Annotated in this window: 14 protein-coding genes; 8 read left to right on the top strand and 6 right to left on the bottom strand. The window is 60.2% G+C overall.

The features are described from left to right. Positions 1 to 312: 312 nt before the first annotated feature. The gene (locus FYK55_RS13225; protein ID WP_150076891.1) at positions 313 to 1,251 is read right to left on the bottom strand and encodes a TIM barrel protein; all 939 of its coding nucleotides are present in this window, start codon (positions 1,249 to 1,251) and stop codon (positions 313 to 315) included. Between the two features lie 776 nt (positions 1,252 to 2,027). On the opposite strand from FYK55_RS13225, the gene FYK55_RS13220 reads away from it, so the two are divergent. Continuing rightward, positions 2,028 to 4,385: a DUF1588 domain-containing protein gene (locus FYK55_RS13220; protein WP_150076890.1), complete on the top strand. Its 2,358-nt coding sequence runs from the start codon at positions 2,028 to 2,030 to the stop codon at positions 4,383 to 4,385. Next, positions 4,372 to 5,697, top strand: coding sequence for a DUF1552 domain-containing protein (locus FYK55_RS13215; protein ID WP_150076889.1), 1,326 nt, complete (start codon positions 4,372 to 4,374; stop codon positions 5,695 to 5,697). The genes FYK55_RS13220 and FYK55_RS13215 overlap by 14 nt, the downstream gene beginning before the upstream one ends. Positions 5,698 to 5,863: 166 nt before the next feature. Here the strand turns inward: FYK55_RS13215 and FYK55_RS13210 are convergent, their stop codons facing one another. Then, positions 5,864 to 6,442, bottom strand: coding sequence for a hypothetical protein (locus FYK55_RS13210; protein WP_150076888.1), 579 nt, complete (start codon positions 6,440 to 6,442; stop codon positions 5,864 to 5,866). 187 nt (positions 6,443 to 6,629) lie between these two features. Here FYK55_RS13210 and FYK55_RS29730 point away from each other — a divergent pair, with 187 nt between their 5' ends. After that, positions 6,630 to 6,998 carry a hypothetical protein gene (locus FYK55_RS29730; RefSeq protein WP_150076887.1) on the top strand — a complete coding sequence of 123 codons (369 nt, stop codon included), beginning with the start codon at positions 6,630 to 6,632 and terminating at the stop codon, positions 6,996 to 6,998. A gap of 312 nt (positions 6,999 to 7,310) precedes the next feature. On the opposite strand, the gene FYK55_RS13200 is transcribed toward FYK55_RS29730, so the two are convergent. Next, a complete protein-coding gene (locus FYK55_RS13200) occupies positions 7,311 to 8,897 on the bottom strand; it encodes a PDZ domain-containing protein (RefSeq protein ID WP_150076886.1) in 1,587 nt (528 codons plus the stop codon). Positions 8,898 to 9,375: 478 nt separating this feature from the next. Between FYK55_RS13200 and FYK55_RS13195 the strand changes: the two genes are divergently transcribed. From FYK55_RS13195 to FYK55_RS13185, 3 genes are read left to right on the top strand one after another with little or no spacing between them, the layout of a single operon-like run. Continuing rightward, positions 9,376 to 9,753: an ATPase gene (locus tag FYK55_RS13195; RefSeq protein WP_235908659.1), complete on the top strand. Its 378-nt coding sequence runs from the start codon at positions 9,376 to 9,378 to the stop codon at positions 9,751 to 9,753. Between the two features lie 2 nt (positions 9,754 to 9,755). Beyond that, positions 9,756 to 11,243, top strand: a complete 1,488-nt coding sequence (locus FYK55_RS13190) for a hypothetical protein (RefSeq protein WP_161604484.1) — start codon at positions 9,756 to 9,758, stop codon at positions 11,241 to 11,243. 11 nt (positions 11,244 to 11,254) lie between these two features. Continuing rightward, positions 11,255 to 12,436, top strand: coding sequence for a FliG C-terminal domain-containing protein (locus FYK55_RS13185; protein ID WP_150076883.1), 1,182 nt, complete (start codon positions 11,255 to 11,257; stop codon positions 12,434 to 12,436). Between the two features lie 129 nt (positions 12,437 to 12,565). Here the strand turns inward: FYK55_RS13185 and FYK55_RS13180 are convergent, their stop codons facing one another. After that, positions 12,566 to 13,864, bottom strand: coding sequence for a DUF1501 domain-containing protein (locus tag FYK55_RS13180; protein WP_150076882.1), 1,299 nt, complete (start codon positions 13,862 to 13,864; stop codon positions 12,566 to 12,568). A 76-nt stretch (positions 13,865 to 13,940) separates the two neighbouring features. Then, positions 13,941 to 15,941, bottom strand: coding sequence for a DUF1549 and DUF1553 domain-containing protein (locus FYK55_RS13175; RefSeq protein ID WP_235908658.1), 2,001 nt, complete (start codon positions 15,939 to 15,941; stop codon positions 13,941 to 13,943). Positions 15,942 to 16,441: 500 nt separating this feature from the next. Between FYK55_RS13175 and FYK55_RS13170 the strand changes: the two genes are divergently transcribed. Together FYK55_RS13170 and FYK55_RS13165 are read left to right on the top strand one after the other, a co-directional pair. After that, on the top strand, positions 16,442 to 16,975 hold the full coding sequence (locus tag FYK55_RS13170; RefSeq protein ID WP_150076881.1) for a hypothetical protein: 534 nt from the start codon (positions 16,442 to 16,444) through the stop codon (positions 16,973 to 16,975). Positions 16,976 to 16,983: 8 nt separating this feature from the next. After that, entirely contained in the window at positions 16,984 to 17,943 is a 960-nt protein-coding gene (locus FYK55_RS13165) for a hypothetical protein (protein WP_150076880.1), read from the top strand. Positions 17,944 to 18,065: 122 nt separating this feature from the next. Here the strand turns inward: FYK55_RS13165 and FYK55_RS13160 are convergent, their stop codons facing one another. Continuing rightward, the gene (locus FYK55_RS13160; protein WP_150076879.1) at positions 18,066 to 18,401 is read right to left on the bottom strand and encodes a tetratricopeptide repeat protein; all 336 of its coding nucleotides are present in this window, start codon (positions 18,399 to 18,401) and stop codon (positions 18,066 to 18,068) included. Positions 18,402 to 18,409 lie beyond the last annotated feature (8 nt).

Raw genomic sequence — 18,409 nt, 5'->3', positions numbered from 1 at the left:
GGCGTTCTACAAAGCTGGGAGCGCGAAAAAAGGTCGCTGAACCCTAGGAGCGCTTTGCCGGCGGCTCGTCGATCGGCCGCGATGATCCGATGGTGACGCATCGCACGCGTCTCGGTCGGTGCGAATGCGCCGGTCGTAACGACTCGCGAGTTGCTGAAACTCCGATACCGCTAAATGCCGGGGGAAAGTGGTTGCGCAACCCCTGCTGGACCTCAACGCCGGCCGTGCGGCCGGCGATCGATGCGGTCCGATACGCCAAGAACGGCGGCACAGCCCGATGTGCCGCCGGGGAGATGTTCGCCGAAGCCTAGGTCAGGCAACGGGCGTCGGTTCGACCGGGATGTCCTCGATCAGGTCCATCGGCAGCGGTTTGACCTCCACACCGGCTTCGGTGCAGATCGCGTCGATCGCTTCCTGAGCCTCCTTGACCGTGTTCTCACGTGTTTGCCCCTTGTAACGCATCGGCGATGCCGAGGGAGAGATGGGGCCTTCGAAGCCGGCCGAGGCCAGTTGTTTGACAACACTGACGTGGTTCAGCGTTCCCTCCAACGTGGGCAGGACACGGTCGGCGCGGGTCAGATTCGCCGGGTCGGCATCTTCGGCAACCGTTCCCAAACGCACCGCGACAATTTCGGACCCGGCGATTTCGCTCAACTGGTCCATGCCGCCGTCGCCAACCACCCAGTCCCACGTGTCGATCACGTAGCCGACTTGGGGATTGCCGACCGCCTTGACGATCGCGATCAGGCCTTCGACGTTGCGGACAAAGTCGAACTGTTTGTCCTTGGCCAGTTTTTTCTCGGCGTTGAATCCCACACCCAACTGGATGTCCTTGGCGCCCAACACCTCGGCGATTTGACCGAGTCGGGTTTGTTGGTTCTCGAAGTACTCGTGATAGGGCAACCGGTCGGTCGACGCGGGCAGCATGATGTAGGCACGCGTGACGCCCAAGTCGGCCGCCAATTCGGTTAGCGGGTGCAACGCACCAACCTGACTGGTGAATGCGTCGTCATCGGCGTCCATGTCAATTTCCAGCGGAAACCCGCCGATCGCTTCCAGGCGGCCCATTCCTTCGCCCAATGCGGCACGCAGGAACTTCGCTGCATCGTCGGCGGACGTCCGCTGCGAGCGACGCAACAATTCGTACATGTCGATGTCCATCGACCGAAAGCCGTAAGTCAGGGCGAGCTCGATCAGCTCACTTTGGCGGCCATTGATTCCAAGCGATTTGGGCGAAAAGTTTTTGAGCATTCCAGTTCCTGTGTGCGAGCCTGCCGGAAACGCCCTGCTGTTCGGAGGCGGCGAACATCCACCTTGAATCGGCGCGGCAGAAAAAAGAGGGAAAAATGTTTTGGCGATGGTTTTGGGGCGGCAGTATCGCAGAAGGACCCCAAATCAGCCAAGGGGCGTTTCATCCGCGATTCTTGGCCATTTTCACGGCTGATCGTGAACCGGAGCGGCGCCCATTTTTCGTGAAGCGGAGAAACGCCGGCCGGTCACTTCGCGAGCCCCGCATCAAGAACCCATCCTCAGGGGGGGGGGTTGTCGTAGCCGGGGCAGGATTCGCTGCTGTGCAGAATTTGATCCGCCGATATTGCTTTCTGCGTGCATCTTGGCGCGAATTCTGCAATAATTTTCATCGCCGGCGACTTGACCGGTTCCCACCCGAAAACAGCGTCACATCGATCCAACTCCGTCGTTGGCCCTCCCCCGAGTGACGAAACAATGACCAACGTGGCCGTCAAGCCGTCAATTCAGTGCGGTAGCACGGTGCTGCGTACCGTCGGCGTCCTGGCACCTGCGCTGTTCGCACTGCCGGACTGTCAGCCGGTTGTGTGCAGCTGATTCGATTTGTCAGCCCGCAATCATTCCAGACAGGAGTGTCGTGCAGGCGTGACGGATCGGTTCCCGTTTCCCCGTCAGAAATCCCTTCCTTGCAAGTAGAACCTTCGATGCCGCTAGGCCTCGCAAATTTGCCATCCCGACAACGTCGACGCGACGGCGGCGACCCGCCCACAGCGCAACCGATGGCCATCTTCGATTTCACCCTCCCCGGTGCCGGGGCGGTGTTGGCGGTTGCCCTCGCGCTGCTGACCGCTCCAACGTGCGCAGCCGAATCGGCAGATCCGATGGCGCGCGGCAAGGCCATCTACGTGGAGCAGTGCGCCACGTGCCACGGCGCCGAGGGACAAGGCGAATCCGGTGCTTACGAAGCGGAGCTGGTTGGTGACGCATCGGTTGGTGAACTGGCCGCCGTGATTGGCGACACGATGCCAGAAGGCGAACCCGAGTTGTGTGTTGATCAGGACGCTAAAGCAGTCGCCCAATACATCCATGAAACGTTCTATTCCGAAGCTGCCCGCTTGAGGAATCGTCCGCCCCAACAGCAACTGTCGCGGTTGACGGCGGAACAGCTGCAGCAAAGCCTGGCGGACATGTACGAGCATTTCTTCGGGTCCGCTTGGACCGAGAAGAAACGCGGACTGAGTGCCAATTACTTCAATGCGGGACGCTGGGACAAAGACAAGCTGAAGGTCGAGCGAATCGATCCCGCGGTCGATTTTGACTTCGGGCGAGAAGCCCCGGTCGAGGGCGTGACCCCCGACGAGTTTTACATTCACTGGGCCGGATCACTCCGCGTCGACCACACCGGCCGCTATGAGATCGTGGTTCGTTCAACGTGCTCGTTCAAATTGCGCTTCGGTCATCGTGATAACACGCTGATCAACAACCACGTTCAGTCTGAGGGTAAGACCGAATTCCGGAAAGCGCTGAATCTGATCGCCGGACGGCAGTACCCGCTGCTGATCGATTTCACGCAAAGGAAGCGGAAGACTGAGATGCCGCCGGCGAACATCTCGCTTTGCTGGGTTCCCCCGGGCGGCGTTGAGGAAGTCATTCCGCCGGAGAATCTGGTGCCGGCGACCATGCCGAACACGTTCGCATTGCAAGCGAAGTTGCCACCGGATGACGAAAGCTATGGCTACGCTCGTGGAACGAGCGTCAATCGACAATGGGAAGATGCCGTGACCCAGGCCGCGTTGGAGTTTGGAGTCGCCGCCGAGAAGGAACTGTGGCCCCAGTACAAGCGAAAACATCGAAAGGACTCTAACGAGAACCGTCAACGGCTGCGTGACTTCCTGGCCGAATTGATTGGCGTTGCATTTCGTCAGCCGATCGACGAGGAAACTCGGAAGATCTACATCGATAAGCAACTGGATGCGGTCGACGACGACGGCCAGGCAATTCGCCGAGTCTGCTTGCTGGCCATCAATTCACCGCGATTCCTTTATCCCACATTGGATCAGCAGGCACCCGCCAGCAACCGCGTTGCAACACGGCTTGCCTTGACGCTGTACGATTCGCTTCCTTCGGACGAATGGTTGCTGAAAGAGATTCAGAAAGATCAATTGAATCCCGAGCAGCCCGATGCCCGAGAGCACATCCGTGAAGTTGCTACCAGGATGACCAACGATGCCCGGCTGCACGGCAAGGTCATGGAAATGTTCTTCCATTGGCTGGACGTCGATCCGTCCGCGGAGATTACCAAGGACCAGGACAAGTTCGAGGGATTCGATCGCGCGTTGGTCCTCGACCTGCGGCGGTCGCTTGAACGATCCCTTTCGGATGTCTTTTGGAGTGATGCCAGCGATTATCGGCAATTGTTTGTCGGTGATCGGGTCTGGACGAACCAACGGTTGAACGAATTCTACGGTCCCGCCTGGGATCCCGAAGAGTCGCACGACGCGTTTGCGATGGTGCGAAGCAAGCCGGCGCCGGGTGAACGCTATGGGGTGCTCACTCATCCAATGGTGATGAGCCACCTGAGCTACTACGACACGACGTCGCCGATCCACCGGGGCGTTTTTCTGATCCGGCGCGTGCTGGGACGGACGCTACGTCCGCCGAACGAAGCATTCACGCCGATCAACCCCGAACTGCACCCCGATTTGACGACTCGTGAACGAGTGATCTTGCAAACCGGAGAATCCAAGTGCCAGGTCTGTCACGAAAAGATCAACGGGCTGGGATTCACCCTGGAAAATTTTGATGCGGTCGGACGCTATCGAACCACTGAGAAGGACAAACCGATCGATGCCACGGGCGGCTACGTCAGCCAGGACGGAACGCAGGTCGACTTCGGATCCGCCGAAGACCTGGCCCGCTACCTGGCTGAAAGCGAGGACGCCCAGCGAGCATTCGTCGAAGTTGTCTTTGAACATTTTGTGAAACAGCCGCTGGCCGCTTATGGAAGTGAGACGGCCGAACGCTTGGTCAAGCAATTCCGCGAAAGTGATTTCAACATGCGACGCTTGATCGTCGAAGTCGCGGTGACTGCCGCGATCCATCCCCACCAACAGGAGAAAGCCAATGAATCGGCGTGAATTTCTGATGCGAATGGGCGTGAGTGCCACCGCAGCGAGTCTGCTGGCAGGACTGCCCAGCCTGGCCTTCGGCGGTTCTGCGGCACAGCGACGCCGGCGTTTGGTTTTCATCTTTAGCCCCAACGGTGTGATCCCCGATCACTTCTGGCCGGAGACGACCGGAAAGGATTACGACATCAAGCGGATTCTGTCGCCGTTGGCCGAGTTCCAAGATCAGATGCTGACCATCAAGGGCATCTGCAACCAGATCAAGGGCGATGGCGATGGCCACATGCGTGGCATCGGATGTCTGTTGACAGGGATCGAATTGTTCCCCGGTGACGTCCAGGGCGGCAGCGATACCCCGGCCGGTTGGTCGATGGGGATCTCGGTCGACCAGCACATCAAGAATCGCTTGCAAGCCCAAGCGGACACGCAGACGCGATTCGGATCGCTGGAATTCGGTGTGATGGTTCCCGATCGCGCCGACACTTGGACGCGAATGTCGTATGCCGGCCCCAACCAGCCGGTGGCGCCGATCAGCGATCCCTACCAGATGTTCGACAAGTTGTACGGCCAGACCAAAAACCGTCAGATGCTGGCGAGTGTGTTGGATGACTTGGCCGGCGATTTCAAACGCGTCAGCAAGATGCTCAGCACCGAAGATCGGCAGTTGCTTGATCGCCACCTGAACATGGTGCGCACGGTCGAGAAGGATCTGAAGACGGAGTTCGCCGCGGCGACCAAGAACGATGGCGTTCAACATGCCGTGCCGAAGCTGCCGCCGAACATCGAAGAGCAGAACGACAACATGCCGCAAATCACGGAGATGCAAGTTGAACTGCTGGTCAACAGCTTCCTGGCGGATTTTGCACGGGTTGCCACGTTCCAAATCACCAACAGTGTGGGGCAACCCCGAATGCGGTGGCTGGACATCAACGAAGGCCACCACGGCTTGTCGCACGAGCCCGATAGCAACGAAGATTCGTATGAAAAGTTGATCCGCATCAACACCTGGTACGCGGAACAGGTGGCTCACATGGCGCGGCGAATGAAAGAAACGCCCGATCCGTCCGGCCACGGATCGTTGCTGGACAACACCACCATCGTCTGGACGAACGAGCTGGGTAAAGGGAACTCACACACCCGGAATGACATCCCGTTCGTGATGATCGGCGGCGGCTTGGACTTCCGTCAGGGTGAAGCGTTCGATTTCAAACACGTGCCACACAACCGTCTGTTGCTGAGCATCCTGGAAGGATTCGGTATGCCGGAGAAGACGTTTGGCAATCCGGACTTCTGCGGCGATGGGCCTTTGACGGGCTTGATCTGAACCGTTTGAACCGGGGGCGTCGCTTCCGAGCGTGCGCAACCAGACGGCGATTCAACGGGAGTGAGCCAGCGCTCGCTCCCGTTTTCTGTTGGCTTCAACGGTTGTCGAAGCGTCGGATTCGGTCAAGGCTTGCCGAAGGGGCATCGCCACTCGCCGACCGGACGATTCAGGGGATTCGTTGAATCGACACGACGATGCATGGAGCCTTTCCGGTGCTCGAAGTCGAGAGCAGGCGTTGCTTGCCGAGCACGTAGAGCTGGGTTGCTTGCACCGTGTTGGTGACGACATCGGGAGGCGAATCGTCCGTTCCGGCTCCGTTCAATCGGGAAGTCGAATAGTCGATTTCAGCGAGCGCGCCCTTCGCGTGTGAGGCGACTCGAACTCGCAGCATCGTGCCAATCTCGATTGACTCGGTCTGCTTTGATGTGACCGGTCCGCGTATCACCTTCCCTGTTGTCACGGTGACCCGTTGGCCAAAGTGGGCCATGCTTTCCGTGTCTTCCGTTGCCGTCATTCTTACCGACTCGACGGGAACCGCTCCAGAATCGCGCACGCTGTCAAGGATCTCGACTTCCGTGGCATCGACCGGGATCGGTTCTTCAAGATGGTACTCCGCCAGCGTGACCAGGAACTGTGTGCCAAAGGGTGTTGCGGTTGCTGCATCATCGGTCTTTGCAGTTTCTTCGCAACGGGCAACGCCCGCGGTGCATGCAAGTAGAACAACAATTAAACAAGAGAATCTCATCATCATCTCCTAGCGAGGGTTTGCCGGTCGTGCGGTGAACAAAGAACTTAATCACGCGAGATCGTTATTGTAAGTCGATGGTGATCGCAGCGGACGGTTCGGCAGGCCCGTCAAATCCCAATCGCGAGCACGAGAGCTGCCGCTGTGCGTCGATGCACGACGAATCTTCGTGCCAGAGGGATGTGCGATGAGTCAGAAGATTGAAAGCCGGGATGTAGAATCAAACCAGCAAGTGACGGCTGCGTCCAACAACGCGATGGCCACCACCAGCCTGACGAGCAACGTCTTCAATCGCCCCTTTCGCAGGAACCTCAACACGCAGAGCATCAACAAAGGCGGAAGGACGACGGTCGCAGTCAGGGCCCAAGAACTGGTCAATATCCTGTCCGGCGAGGCGGATCCGCTGTCCAGGCCAAGGGAGGGTAGCAACGAAATAAAAAAGCCTTGGATCGTTGAATTAAGCCAGGCCTTGGGCCATTGCACAATGGCGAACACGGGAAGTTCGCCGATCCAGACGTCATCGGCGAAGGGTAGCGTGACGATGCTCGTGACGTAGTAGATGCAGTAACAAATGGAACAACCGACAATCCAGTGTTGGGATCCGGATTTGGAACAAGAGCCCGGCGGCTTGCTGAGGTCGGTCGTTGGCTTGTAGGGGGCTGGCATAGGTTTGGGCAACGGAATGTGTCACTGGATCCCCGCGGAATCAAAGCTGCCCGGATGCCCAATGCGTTCGCCCCTCCTCGGAAAGAACGGTGAAATAGAGCTGCGCGATCTCCTCGCGGGAGGGTGAAGCAGAGCATGCGTGACACCGATCAATGGACGCACCTTTACCGAACTGACCCCTAGGAACAGGACACTTGAAGCACTAATCGTCTAATGCGGCTTCCAATTGTTGCAAACGCTGACGTAACGACTCGATTTCCTGCTTGATGGCGGAAGCTTTGGGATCCGACTCCTTCGGCTCGTCCGCCGGCACCGGAGCCGGTGGCGGCAGTTCCATGGTTTCGCCAGTTTCCGGTTCGTCGTCAACGATTGGCTCCAAGGCCAAGACATCTTGCCCAGGCGAGGCCTTGCGCGTCGACGCATCGCCGCGGCCAGGCCGGTCGGACGGGGGCCGCGAATCTGCAGGCGAAGGGTCCAGATCGCGTTCGGGCGGTGGTAGCTCGGCCGACGGTGTCGGCTGGGCAGATTGATTGAACATCCCGCCAAACATCGATCCCAAGCCGCCCACAATCGATCCACGATTGCTCTCGGATGCGGGCGCGTCGCCAGCGGCTTCGGGGGCCGTGGTGGCAGTCGCTTGACCTTCAGCCTGCGCCGTCGGGACGCCGCCGTCGGTCAAATCAACCGTCGCGTTGATCAACTGGCTTCCACGAATCAATCGCAGTTCGATCTGATCGCGGCTTGCCTGCCGCGCGAGCAACTGCTTGAGTCCTTGGGAGTCGCGGATGATCCGCCCGTCGACCGAAACGAGTCGATCTCCCGTTTGAATTCCGGCTCCGGCCGCCCTTGAGTTGGGGGCAACCGAAGTCACGGTGACGCCGCGTTGGCCGGTGATGTCGCGAACACTGGCGCCCAGCTTTGGCGGGGTGGGCTGAGCCGTTCGCGGTGCGGGCAACAGGTCTGCTCGTCGAGAGGCTGCCGAATCGCCAGGTTGGGCTTCCGACGCCGGAGCGTCCAGTTGCATCGAGCCCCTCGGTGACGCGTCGCTTGCGTCGCTTTCGGGTCGTGCCACCAGCGGCACCTGCAGATCACTGACGCGTCCTTCACGTCCGATTCGCAGTGTCACCTGAGATCCCGGCGAGTAATCCGCGATGACATTTGCCAATGCCCGGACGGAAGGGGTCGGCGTTCCATCGACGGCGAAGATGTAATCGCCAACGTCCAACCCCGCTTCGTCGGCGGTCGAGTGATCCAGAAAGCGAACCACGCGAGCAGCGGGATAGCCGGGGTTAGCGTCGACCGCCTGGATGCCGATGGTGGTCGCACCGGGGGCCGAACCTGTTCGTGGAAAATTCTCATCGGCATCGCCCGGAGGACGCAGGATGGAACGGCCAAACAGCGAACCTCCGTCCTCGTCGGCGGTCGGCGACGACGCGTCACGCTGCGGGCCACCCGGCCGGCGGCCATCCGGAGATTCGACGGCCGGTGTTGGGATGCGGTAGCGAGCGGTCGGGTTGTCCGCTGGTGGATTGGCCGATCTGGGGTCATTGGCATCGGGAAGCGCCGGCGTACGCTGCAAACGGGCCCCCAACCGCGACGCGTCCGGAATGGGCCGATTGGGCAGGGGCGCGTTGGGGACCGGCGGTGGAGCAATGATCGGGGCCAGGCGGCTACGCAGCCTTTGCAGCAGGCCCTGAGCATGGGCGTCGGAAGTCGGTTGTCCAAGACAGATGCCGCCGAAGAGCAGCAGCAGGGAAATCGTTCGAAGTCGAGACGATTGGGAATTCATCACAAGTAACCCGGTGGAGGGTGGATCTGTTACCGCGGGCGTCGCGTCGGGCGGGTGGATGCTCTCGAACGCGACCCCCTTTGGATCTTACGCGCTGGGGCGAAGAAATCGAGACAGTTGGTCGGGCGGCGGCAGGGAACGCCGAGCGTCTTCAACGCTAGCATCGCGAAGCAGGCAACGAAAGAAGCGATTCAAATTCACCTTGCGTGCGGTGAAAAAAAAACGCTATGCCAAACAGACGTGCAGCGGAACTTGAGAGATTTTTGTGATTTTGGACGAAAAGATCTGAGTTTCGGCGATTTCGCCGGTTTCGTGAAAACACGGCGTCAAGCGTGCGTCCGAACCGGCCCGTCCGGCTCTTTGCAGCCGCGTCGGCGGGATCGGCGCAGATTCGCGAACGAAACCTGAACGTCAAACTTTTTGGGAGGCCAGGATGGCCAGTCGATGGATGGATCCGAAATCGTGTCGAAATCTTGCCGTGCTGGTTGAATCCGTCACGGCGCCGCTGTTGATCGAGCATCCCGCCGCGGTTTGTCTGGAGATGGATATCGACGTGGAAATGCCGATTCCCTGCGACAACCAACGCGCAGCGGATCTGATCATCGCACTCTGCACGCAAGCCTTGACTGCGATGCCCGATGGAGGTGATCTGTTGATCACTGCCGTCGAGACGGCTCGGGGGATCGAGTTGGAAATCGCCGACAGCGGGACAGATGTTTCCACGCGGGAGCGGCATTTGCCGATCGCCGCCGCAGCCATCCAGGCCGATCTGACGTGGCAAAACTGCCCTCAGGGCGGGGTGGCGGTCACGATTCTGTTTCCCGGTCAATCAGCTAGCGGCCGACTGGCGGCATAACGGTGTTGCGTCAGCGTGGCGAAATCCTGAAAGACCGGTTGGACGCGGTGCCCGTCCGAGCGCGCGGTGCCTTGATCGCGATCGCTCTGGGGCTGATCGCAACCGGAATTCTGTACTTGGCATCCGGTCGCACCACCGACCCGACCGAGCCATTGTTCGGTGGACGTGCGCTAAGTGAATTGGAACTCGATCAGGTTCAGCTTGCCTTTGGCGAGGCCGGATTGAACGGTTGGCGACGTGAAGACGGCCAGATTCTGATCCCGACCGGGACACGTGCCGAATATTACGCGGCCTTGCAACAGTTCACCGCCCTTCCCTACGCACTTCGTAGTCGCGTGGACGATGCATTCGCGGCCGGGGGCTACTTTGAATCCGATGCGGACAAGCGGGCCAGACACCAGTACGCCAAAGCGCAGGACCTGGGCCACAAGATTGCCGCGTTCGCTGATATTCGTTGGGCCAGCGTCGACTATGACGAACAGGTCGTCGGCGGCTTTTCCAGAGAAGTCCTGCGGACCGCCAGCGTCATTGTGGAGCCGGAGAACGGGGAACCTGTTTCGCCGGCGCGGATCCAAATGATTCAAGAGATGGTTCGGGGCTCCTACGCAGGAATGTCGGCCGAGGACGTCGTGGTGACCGATACCAGCGCCCGCGATACCTGCAACATCGCCGACGATCCCGCTTGGAAGCGGCGTCGGCAAGCCGAGTACGAACTTGAGCAAAAAATCCGGCACCTGCTAAGCGGGTTTGGGACACTGCAAATCGCCGTCAATTGTGTCGACCCCGACCCGCAGGGACCGATTGGTCCAGATTCCCCAACGGACCCGGTCGACGATTCGGGTCCGTCGGAACAGGCCGACATTTCGACACGAGCCGCCAACCGTTCGACAGACGGTCCGGGCGCCGTGATCCCGATGCGAGTGTCCATCGGCGTTCCGGATTCGCACGTTCACACGCGATGGACCAGGCAGTCGGTTTCCACGACGCGCGGTGCGGATGCAACGGCCCCACCAACCAAAGAACAACTGCAGCAGATGGAACAAGATCTGTTTGCACACATCCGTGATGCGGTTCGGCCCTTGTTGCCTGGGCCGACGACCTCCGACCGCGCCGATAGGATTCAAGTGTGGACCTATCCCGATCCCGACCGAGCGGTGCCGCAGTATTCCGGCAACGCTTTCACGTGGCGATTGCCGCGCTGGCCCGAGTTGTTGCAGGACAACGCGGCCCTGGTGTTTCCGTTGGCAGGGCTGCTGCTGGTCAGTTTGATCGCGTTGACCGCGGCGGTGCGGATGCGGCTCCGCGTCTCTCGTGTCCCGGTCGCATCGACCGCAGAGGACGAAGAGCCGCTGTCAGGTTCTGCAAAGGAACACCCTGTCGTCGCGGCGCAACAGGACGCCACGCTTCGAGACGAATTGGCCGAGCTTGTCGAAGCCAACCCGGAGTTGGCTGCCCAGATCATTCACGGTTGGATCGCTGACGCCGCTTGAGGAAACCAACGATGCTTCAACTTGAACGCGACCCGGTGTCCAGGGATCACGACATTCCGGTCCGTCAAATCGCGATCCTGCTATTGGCCCTGCCAAAACGCACCCACCGAGCCTTGCTGGGCCAACTCAGCCCGTTGGACAAGCAGCGAGTGGTCGAAAAGATCGACGCGTTGGGCGAGGTGGACCCCATGGAACAGTACCGCGTGCTGTCGGTGATGCGCGAGCAGTTGCATCGCGAGACCAAGAGCGTCGAATCCGTTGAGTCCGAAATCCAAGATGAAATCTTGATCGGCCGCGCGCGGCTGGCAAAAAAACGATCCCTATCCTTGGCGCGAAGTCGAGAGCCCGTCGGCACGTCTGGGCGACCGACCTCGGCGTCCCATCCATCGGACCCTCGGGACGAAGCTTCGACGCAGTCCGGTTTGCAGGACTCGGCCGGGCCGATGGATTTCTTGCTTCGCATGCACACCAACGATGCGGCCAGGTTGTTGCATGGGGAAAGCCCCCAGACGATCGCCGTCGTCCTCTCGTCGATCGAGCCGCACACCGCCGCCTTGTTGCTACCGAAGATGCCGGAGCATTTGCAGGCTGAAACGCTCAGTCGCCTGGCCCGACTGGGCGAGGTGCCACCCGAGACCGTCCAGGAGATCGCAGCCCACTTGAGGAATCGCATCGATGCCGATTCGGGCCGGCCCCTGCAAATGGCTCCAGAGATGTTGCAGCAGTTGGTGGATCAACTGCATCATCCCGTCCAACCGTCTGAGGCCGACACTTGGCCAGTCAGCTATGACCTGCAGGCCGAACGACTGAAGCGTCGCCGACACCTTCCAAAGGACGCCGCCAGCGGCGATCACGGTGATCAAGTCCGCTCAGTTGGTCCGCCGTATGCCACGTCCGGTGACTCGGGGGACGCGGAACGGGTGGACCAATTCCTCTTGGAGACAGATCCCAAGACGTTGTGTCGGGCCTTGGGGATGGTGACCACCAAGCAAGCGTTCCTGGTGCTTTGTGGACTACCCAATGAAACGGCGGAAACGATCTTGGGGCTGTTGCCCCGTCGCACGGCACGAAAAGTGCGCAGCGATATGCGTCGCGTCGGGCAGTTGCAACTGTCAGAGATCGACGCGGCGAAACGACAGGTTTCCCAAATCGTGATGCGGATCACCGCGGAATCCAGATCAATGGTTGCCTGACTCGGCGGCCATCGGCATCCGGCGCTGTCCAGCGATTCGCTGGGGCGGTGTTGCTGTCGGCGCTTCGCGACTGGAGCATTTACCTGAGCCCTGGACGGCAAGGTGAAGCAAGCGTGAAGCAAGCAGGGGCTAAGCCAACAGGGCCGCAACCGCATCCCCGTCGCCGCCAATCTTGAACGGACGGCCGTTGGGTGCGAACTGTTCTTTCTCCAACGGCAACCCGGCGGCGGCAGCGATCGTCTTGTTGAAGTCGCTGACCGAGACATGGTCTTCGGCGACCGAGAAGCCTTTTTCGTCGCTGGCACCATGCACTTGTCCGCCGCGGATACCGGCACCCGCCAAAAGAGAACAGAATGCGCCCGGATGGTGATCTCGACCCGCGTTGGCATTCAATTTCGGTTTGCGGCCAAATTCGGTGGTGAGCACGACCAGCGTTTCCTCCAACAGGCCCAAGCGATGCAGGTCTTTCAACAAGATCCCCAGGGCGGTATCCAAGTGTTCGGCACGTTCGTCCAACCGGCCATAGAGGTCCTGGTGCATGTCCCATCCGCCGTAGGAGACTTCCACGAACCGGGCACCGCTTTGCACCAACCGCCGGGCCAGTAGACAACCCTGGCCGAGCGTGTTGTTGCCGTAGGCGTCGCGGACTGCCTGAGGTTCTTGGCGGATGTCAAACACCTTCAGGTGCTCGCTGCCCATCAGGTTGCGTGCTTCGTGATACAACTGGTTGTAGGCTTCGATCTTGGGGTTGCTGCGGTGATCGGATTGGAAGGACGAGTCGAATTTGCTTGCCAACATCAGTCGCCGCTCAAACAGCGGTTCGGGCAAATACTTGGGCAATTTGATGTTCTTGATACCCGCACTCGGGTTCGCAATGGGGACCGGTGACAACGACGGCTCCAAGAAGCCGGCTCCCGGATGTCCATTTCCAGACCCGACGACGTAATTGCCGGGAAGCTCGCGATTGAGTCGCCCTTGCTCCGACAGCATCCAAGCGCCCAGCGCAGGATGCTGAATGCTGTTGAGCTGTTTGTAGGAGGTCCGCATCAGGTACCGCCCCTTTTCATGCGCCCCCGTTTCGGTGCTCAGCGAACGCACGACGGCGATCGCCCCGGCCAGGTAGGCAAGTTTTGGAAAGCGGTCCCCGAATGCCATGCCCGGTACGCGTGTCTGGATCGGTTTCGTCTCACCAGCCTCTTCAACGCCTGTTTTGGGATCGAACGTGTCCAAATGCGACATCGCTCCCTCCATGAACAGGTAGATGATGTGTTTGGCCTTGCCGCCCGGAATCTCAGCGGCCTGGGCTTCGCCCAGTGACGTCATCGCTCCACTACCGACCGCGCCGGCGAAGGAAACGCCCAAGCAATCCCTGGCGATGTGACGCAAAAATTCGCGGCGGCTCTCGGTACTAATCTCGGGACGAGTCATCGGTTCGGTTCTGAAAGCGTGGGGATTCGGGCCGGTGAGAGGGGACCCCGGATTCCGGGGCTGAAGATGAGCGGACTTATTGGATGAACAAGAACTCTCGCGTATTCAGCAACGCCCAGATGATGTTGCCGTATCCGACGTTGTCATTGCTCGTCCTGGAAAGCTCTTTGGCCGCGACGATTCGATCCTGGGACGAAGGGCGGCGGGCCAAAACACTTAGGAAGATGGCGTCAATCCGTTCTCGGGTTGATTCGATGGCCAGGACGTCGTCGACAATTGCCGATCCGGGTTCCAACATCACGTGGGTGATCGGTCCATTGAACATCGCCAGGATTTGCGGGACCGTCGCGTCCTTGACCGAGCCGTTGATGGTTTCTCGGTCGCTTTGCCCGAATTGTCGCAGGAAGTGATCGCCGTTTTGCGGTGAGGGCAATTCACTGGCGCGGCACAGCACGTCGCCTTGGTAGGCATGTTGATTCAGGCTTCGCTTGTACGCATTCAAGAAATACGTCGACGCGAACTCTTCCGACTGCGTTTTTGCCTGGGGGAAGGTCAACGTCGCGAAGTTGACGTCCAAAATCGGGGCCAAGTCTTTCACGCCGGGCCGCTGGAAGGGCATCGGATTGCGAACCGCCAGGGTCAACATCGAATCCCAGACTTGCTCGGCCGTCATGCGTCGCACGATCGGCCCAGGAAAGAAATAAGGTTTGCCGCTGGTGGTGTCGTAGTCCGATGCTGATCGCTGGTAGCTGCGTGAATACAGAATCGTGCGGATCAGGTCCTTCAAATCGAATCCCGATCGGATCAGTTCCTCCGCGAGGAACTTCATCGCCGGTTCATTCACGCACGGATGTTCATCGCGAAAATCGTCGATCGGTTCGACCAGGCCGACTCCGAGGTAGTGTTTCCACAATCGATTGACGATCGTCTCGCTAAACCGTTCATTCTTCGGGCTGGTCAGCCAAGCGGCGAACTGGTGTCGCGGTGAGGCGTTCTGGGACTTTGTGGGGACTTCCCCCCACAGCACGGCCGGCTTGACCACGGCGTTCGGCTTCGCATCCGAGTATGCGTAATCGTGCGGCAGTCGCATTGCGGCATCGACTTCGGAAACTTTGTAGGTGTTGGCTCGAACGAGTCGCTGGAAGGGGCCCGGCACGCGCCCTTTGTCATAGTGCTTTCTCGCCTCGTTGATCATTTCATTGGCGGGATTGCGTTTTTCGAATCCGGGGTCGCCTTTGCGAATTCGGGTCCGCGTCCCCGTGGTGAACGCGGCTAACTCATAGAACTGAAATTGGGTCCACTGATCAAAGGGGTGATCGTGGCATTGGGCGCAGCCGATCTGCGTTCCCAGAAAAACGCGGACGGTGTTGTCGACGTACGGCAACGGCATGCCGTCGTCCCGCAGTGGGTATCCGACGGCCGGGTTCTCCCAAACCTTGCCTTCTGCCGTCAACATTTCGTAGACCCACTGGTCGTACGGCTTGTTGGTGCGGATCGATTCTTTGACGTAGTCCAAAAAGGGTTCCAGCACGATGTTCGGCTGGGGCCGTTCGCACAACCGCAGCACGTCGGCCCAGAAGTTGTAAAAGTGGCTGACGTGGTCGGGGCTGCTCAGCAACTGATCGATCAGTTCCAGACGTCGGTCGGGGTCCTCCGAATCCAGAAACGCCTGGGCTTCCGAGAACGTCGGGATCCTGCCAGCCACGTCCAGGTAGACCCGACGCAAGAAGACCTCGTCAGAACATTCCGGATTGGGGGGCACCCCCTGCTCGCTCAGCTTGGCCTCGATCAACCGATCCAGTTCGGCAGCGGCCAATTCCAATTGGGTCCGTCGCTCCGCCGGAACCGACGGCACGGTCATCAGGTTCGAAGGGGCCGTTCGGACGCTTTGTGGAAGCCGAATCTTGCGAGCCGCCGGAGCACGCTTGCCTTTCTTCTTGGCCGACTGGCCGTACGCCTCGCCCGTCATTACCGGCAGGATCGTGATGGTCAGAACGAGCAGCCAGCTGGTCCGCATGGCGACGCCGGCAATGTGGATTGGCGAGAAGCAGATGGGAGCGAGTTTTCGCTTCGGCATTGGCGGCGATCGGGCGAGAAGGAAACGAGAAGAGGCGCGTTCACCTGAAAAACGAGTTGACTTAATCTTTGTACCCCACAGCAACGCTGTAGCGGCGGATTCTGCGGCAAACGGGCCGGACCGCGTCCCCCGGTCGGCGGATCGGCACCCCCTCGTTGTCGATCGAGCTTCCCTGGGAAGGAGGATGAAGTAAAACCGCAGGAGCTCCAGTCGCGAAGCGCGGCAGTCCGCCCTGGCCGTCGGCGCAAGCCGACGGAAACGGCGGGGTGGCTGGCGGAGCCAGCCTACAGTGCGATCCCGGGCGGGAGCCCGGGAACGAGGCAGTGCGTACCGAGGGGCTGGCGGAGCCAGCGTGCAGTGCGTTCCCGGGCGGGAGCCCGGGACGAGGACTTAGGCGATTGCGTGGGGAAATAGGACACTTGCCTTTCGGCCGGCGACGCGGCTTTGCTACAAAACCTGATGCAAGGTTCCGCCACCGCCAATCACCACCACCAAGCGAAATGCTGGGCGAGTACAAAGTCAGCCGTTGTAGCCGCCAATGCTACGTCGAGAAGCGTCCTTTGAAGGAGGGCGAGTGGTACTACTCCGTCGTCATCGAAGGCGACGATCAATACGAGCGGCGGGACTACAGCCTGGATGCCTGGAAGGGTCCGCCCGAAGGCACCGTGGGGCATTGGAAGTGCCGGATGCCGACCGCGGGCGAAAAGAAGTTGGTGCTCGCCCCGCGCGAAGTCCTGATCGACCTGTTGCGGCAAATGGAAGCGATGCCGGATCAGGCGAAAACGCGATACCTGCTGGCGTTGATGTTGCTTCGGCGGCGGCACGTCCGTCTTGCCGAAGCGCCGGCGGAGCAGTCAGTTGCCCCCGAATCGGCCGGTGCCGCCGAACCTCCCATGCTGCACGTGGAAGTCGTTGACGACGGTTCGGTGATCAGTGTGATTGAATGTCCGATCGGTCGCAGCGAGGCGGAGCGATTGAGTGAAGCTTTGAACGAATTGCTGTACTGTGAAGCCGGCGAAACGCACGAGGAGTGATGCGACCGATGAAGCTTGATTTCGCCGCCGCACGCTGTTGGGTCGTCTTGTGCATGTTGGGCGTGCTGTTCGTCTCCGGCGGGGCCACGTGTTCGCGACGGCAGGAAATCATGCCGCTTCCCCCGCCGCCACCGGTGCTGAACGAAAACCTGGGCCTGGCCGAGGTGGCGGCCGCGGTCAATCGGACCTCGGTGATCCGCGAGTTGTCCAGCAACACGGCGACCGTCGATGTGTTGTCGATGCCTAGCGTGCCGGAGTTGTCCGCGACGCTGGCCCTGCGCCGCGATCGTGAGTTCCGACTGCGCGCCAGTTTGCCGATCGTGATGGGGTCGGGCCTGGACATGGGCAGCAACCCCGAAGTCTTCTGGTTTGAGGTTCCCGAAGGAATCGGCAAAACCCTGTACTTTGCTCGGCATGACGAATACCAGCGGCAACTTGATCGAGCCATCCTGCCGGTCGATCCCACCTGGATCATGGATTCGCTAGGACTGGTCCAGATCGATCCGGCGCAGGTCCTTCAGGGGCCGGTCCGTCGCCCGGACGGCAAGCTGGAGATCCGGAGCGCGATGCCGACGCCCGCGGGTGTGTTTCAACGCGTGTGCTACATCGATGCACAGGCGGGGCACGTGACCGACCAGATCCTGTATTCACCCAACCGCGTCGAAGTGGCCAGAAGTAGTGCCAGGAACCATGAATTCTTTCCGGAGCAGCAATGCTCCCTGCCGCACATCGTGGAGCTGCAACTCTCGCCGGTCGGCGGACCGCCTTTGCACATGAAGATCGAAGTCGGCACCTATGCCATCAACCAGATCCTGAGCGGCGATCCGAATCTGTTTGTGATGCCCCAGGGCGCGTCGCAGTCGGTCGACCTGTCGCGTGTTTCGCCGGCGGCGATCGGCGCTGGGACGCCGGCGACCTACCAGGCATCGGCCCGCGACGCGATGCCTTATCGTGGCTTTGTCCGCTAGGGTAGGGTCTGACCGCGGCGTTGCTGTCGCCGCTTCGCGGCTGTGATGTTTGGGCAGTCGCTACCGTCGGCTTACGCCGACGGCAGGGGGCTGTCGCCGCTTCGCGGCTGGAGGCACGCCGATCACCGGCTTTGCAGCATTTGCGCTTTCGCCATCGCATCTTCGGCTTTGGCGATGTACTGCTGGTCCTGAGTCCCAGCCCAGGCCCGCTGGTAGGTGACGCTCATCGCCGTGAAGTTGAACGGATCGTCCGGTTCCAACTCGCAAGCCTTTTCACCGTGTTGGATTGCTTCGGCGTGTTGGCCCGTTTTGGTGTACACGCGGGCCAGAGCCAAATGCGCTAGGACGTACGAGTCGTCTTCCTCCACGATCGCGGTCAAGCCTTCAATCGCTTCGGGGTACTTTTCCTCGTCGATCAGTTTTTCGACTTCGTTGTAGCGTTGGTGCAAATCACTCATCGGTTCTT

The sequence above is a fragment of the Roseiconus nitratireducens genome, from assembly GCF_008629675.1.
GTDB classification, from domain to species: Bacteria; Planctomycetota; Planctomycetia; order Pirellulales; family Pirellulaceae; genus Stieleria; species Stieleria nitratireducens.
The sequence above is the reverse complement of the archived record's forward strand: the minus strand, read 5'-3'. Positions and strand labels throughout refer to the sequence as shown.

Excerpts from the sequence above, each read along its gene's own strand:
- FYK55_RS13210 (WP_150076888.1), bottom strand. The coding sequence starts at position 6,442 with ATGAGATTCTCTTGTTTAATTGTTGTTCTACTTGCATGCACCGCGGGC.
- FYK55_RS13200 (WP_150076886.1), bottom strand. The coding sequence starts at position 8,897 with ATGAATTCCCAATCGTCTCGACTTCGAACGATTTCCCTGCTGCTGCTC.
- FYK55_RS13175 (WP_235908658.1), bottom strand. The coding sequence starts at position 15,941 with ATGCCGAAGCGAAAACTCGCTCCCATCTGCTTCTCGCCAATCCACATT.
- FYK55_RS13165 (WP_150076880.1), top strand. The coding sequence starts at position 16,984 with ATGAAGCTTGATTTCGCCGCCGCACGCTGTTGGGTCGTCTTGTGCATG.
- FYK55_RS13185 (WP_150076883.1), top strand. The coding sequence starts at position 11,255 with ATGCTTCAACTTGAACGCGACCCGGTGTCCAGGGATCACGACATTCCG.
- FYK55_RS13215 (WP_150076889.1), top strand. The coding sequence starts at position 4,372 with ATGAATCGGCGTGAATTTCTGATGCGAATGGGCGTGAGTGCCACCGCA.
- FYK55_RS29730 (WP_150076887.1), top strand. The coding sequence starts at position 6,630 with ATGAGTCAGAAGATTGAAAGCCGGGATGTAGAATCAAACCAGCAAGTG.
- FYK55_RS13170 (WP_150076881.1), top strand. The coding sequence starts at position 16,442 with ATGCTGGGCGAGTACAAAGTCAGCCGTTGTAGCCGCCAATGCTACGTC.
- FYK55_RS13160 (WP_150076879.1), bottom strand. The coding sequence starts at position 18,401 with ATGAGTGATTTGCACCAACGCTACAACGAAGTCGAAAAACTGATCGAC.
- FYK55_RS13220 (WP_150076890.1), top strand. The coding sequence starts at position 2,028 with ATGGCCATCTTCGATTTCACCCTCCCCGGTGCCGGGGCGGTGTTGGCG.
- FYK55_RS13225 (WP_150076891.1), bottom strand. The coding sequence starts at position 1,251 with ATGCTCAAAAACTTTTCGCCCAAATCGCTTGGAATCAATGGCCGCCAA.
- FYK55_RS13180 (WP_150076882.1), bottom strand. The coding sequence starts at position 13,864 with ATGACTCGTCCCGAGATTAGTACCGAGAGCCGCCGCGAATTTTTGCGT.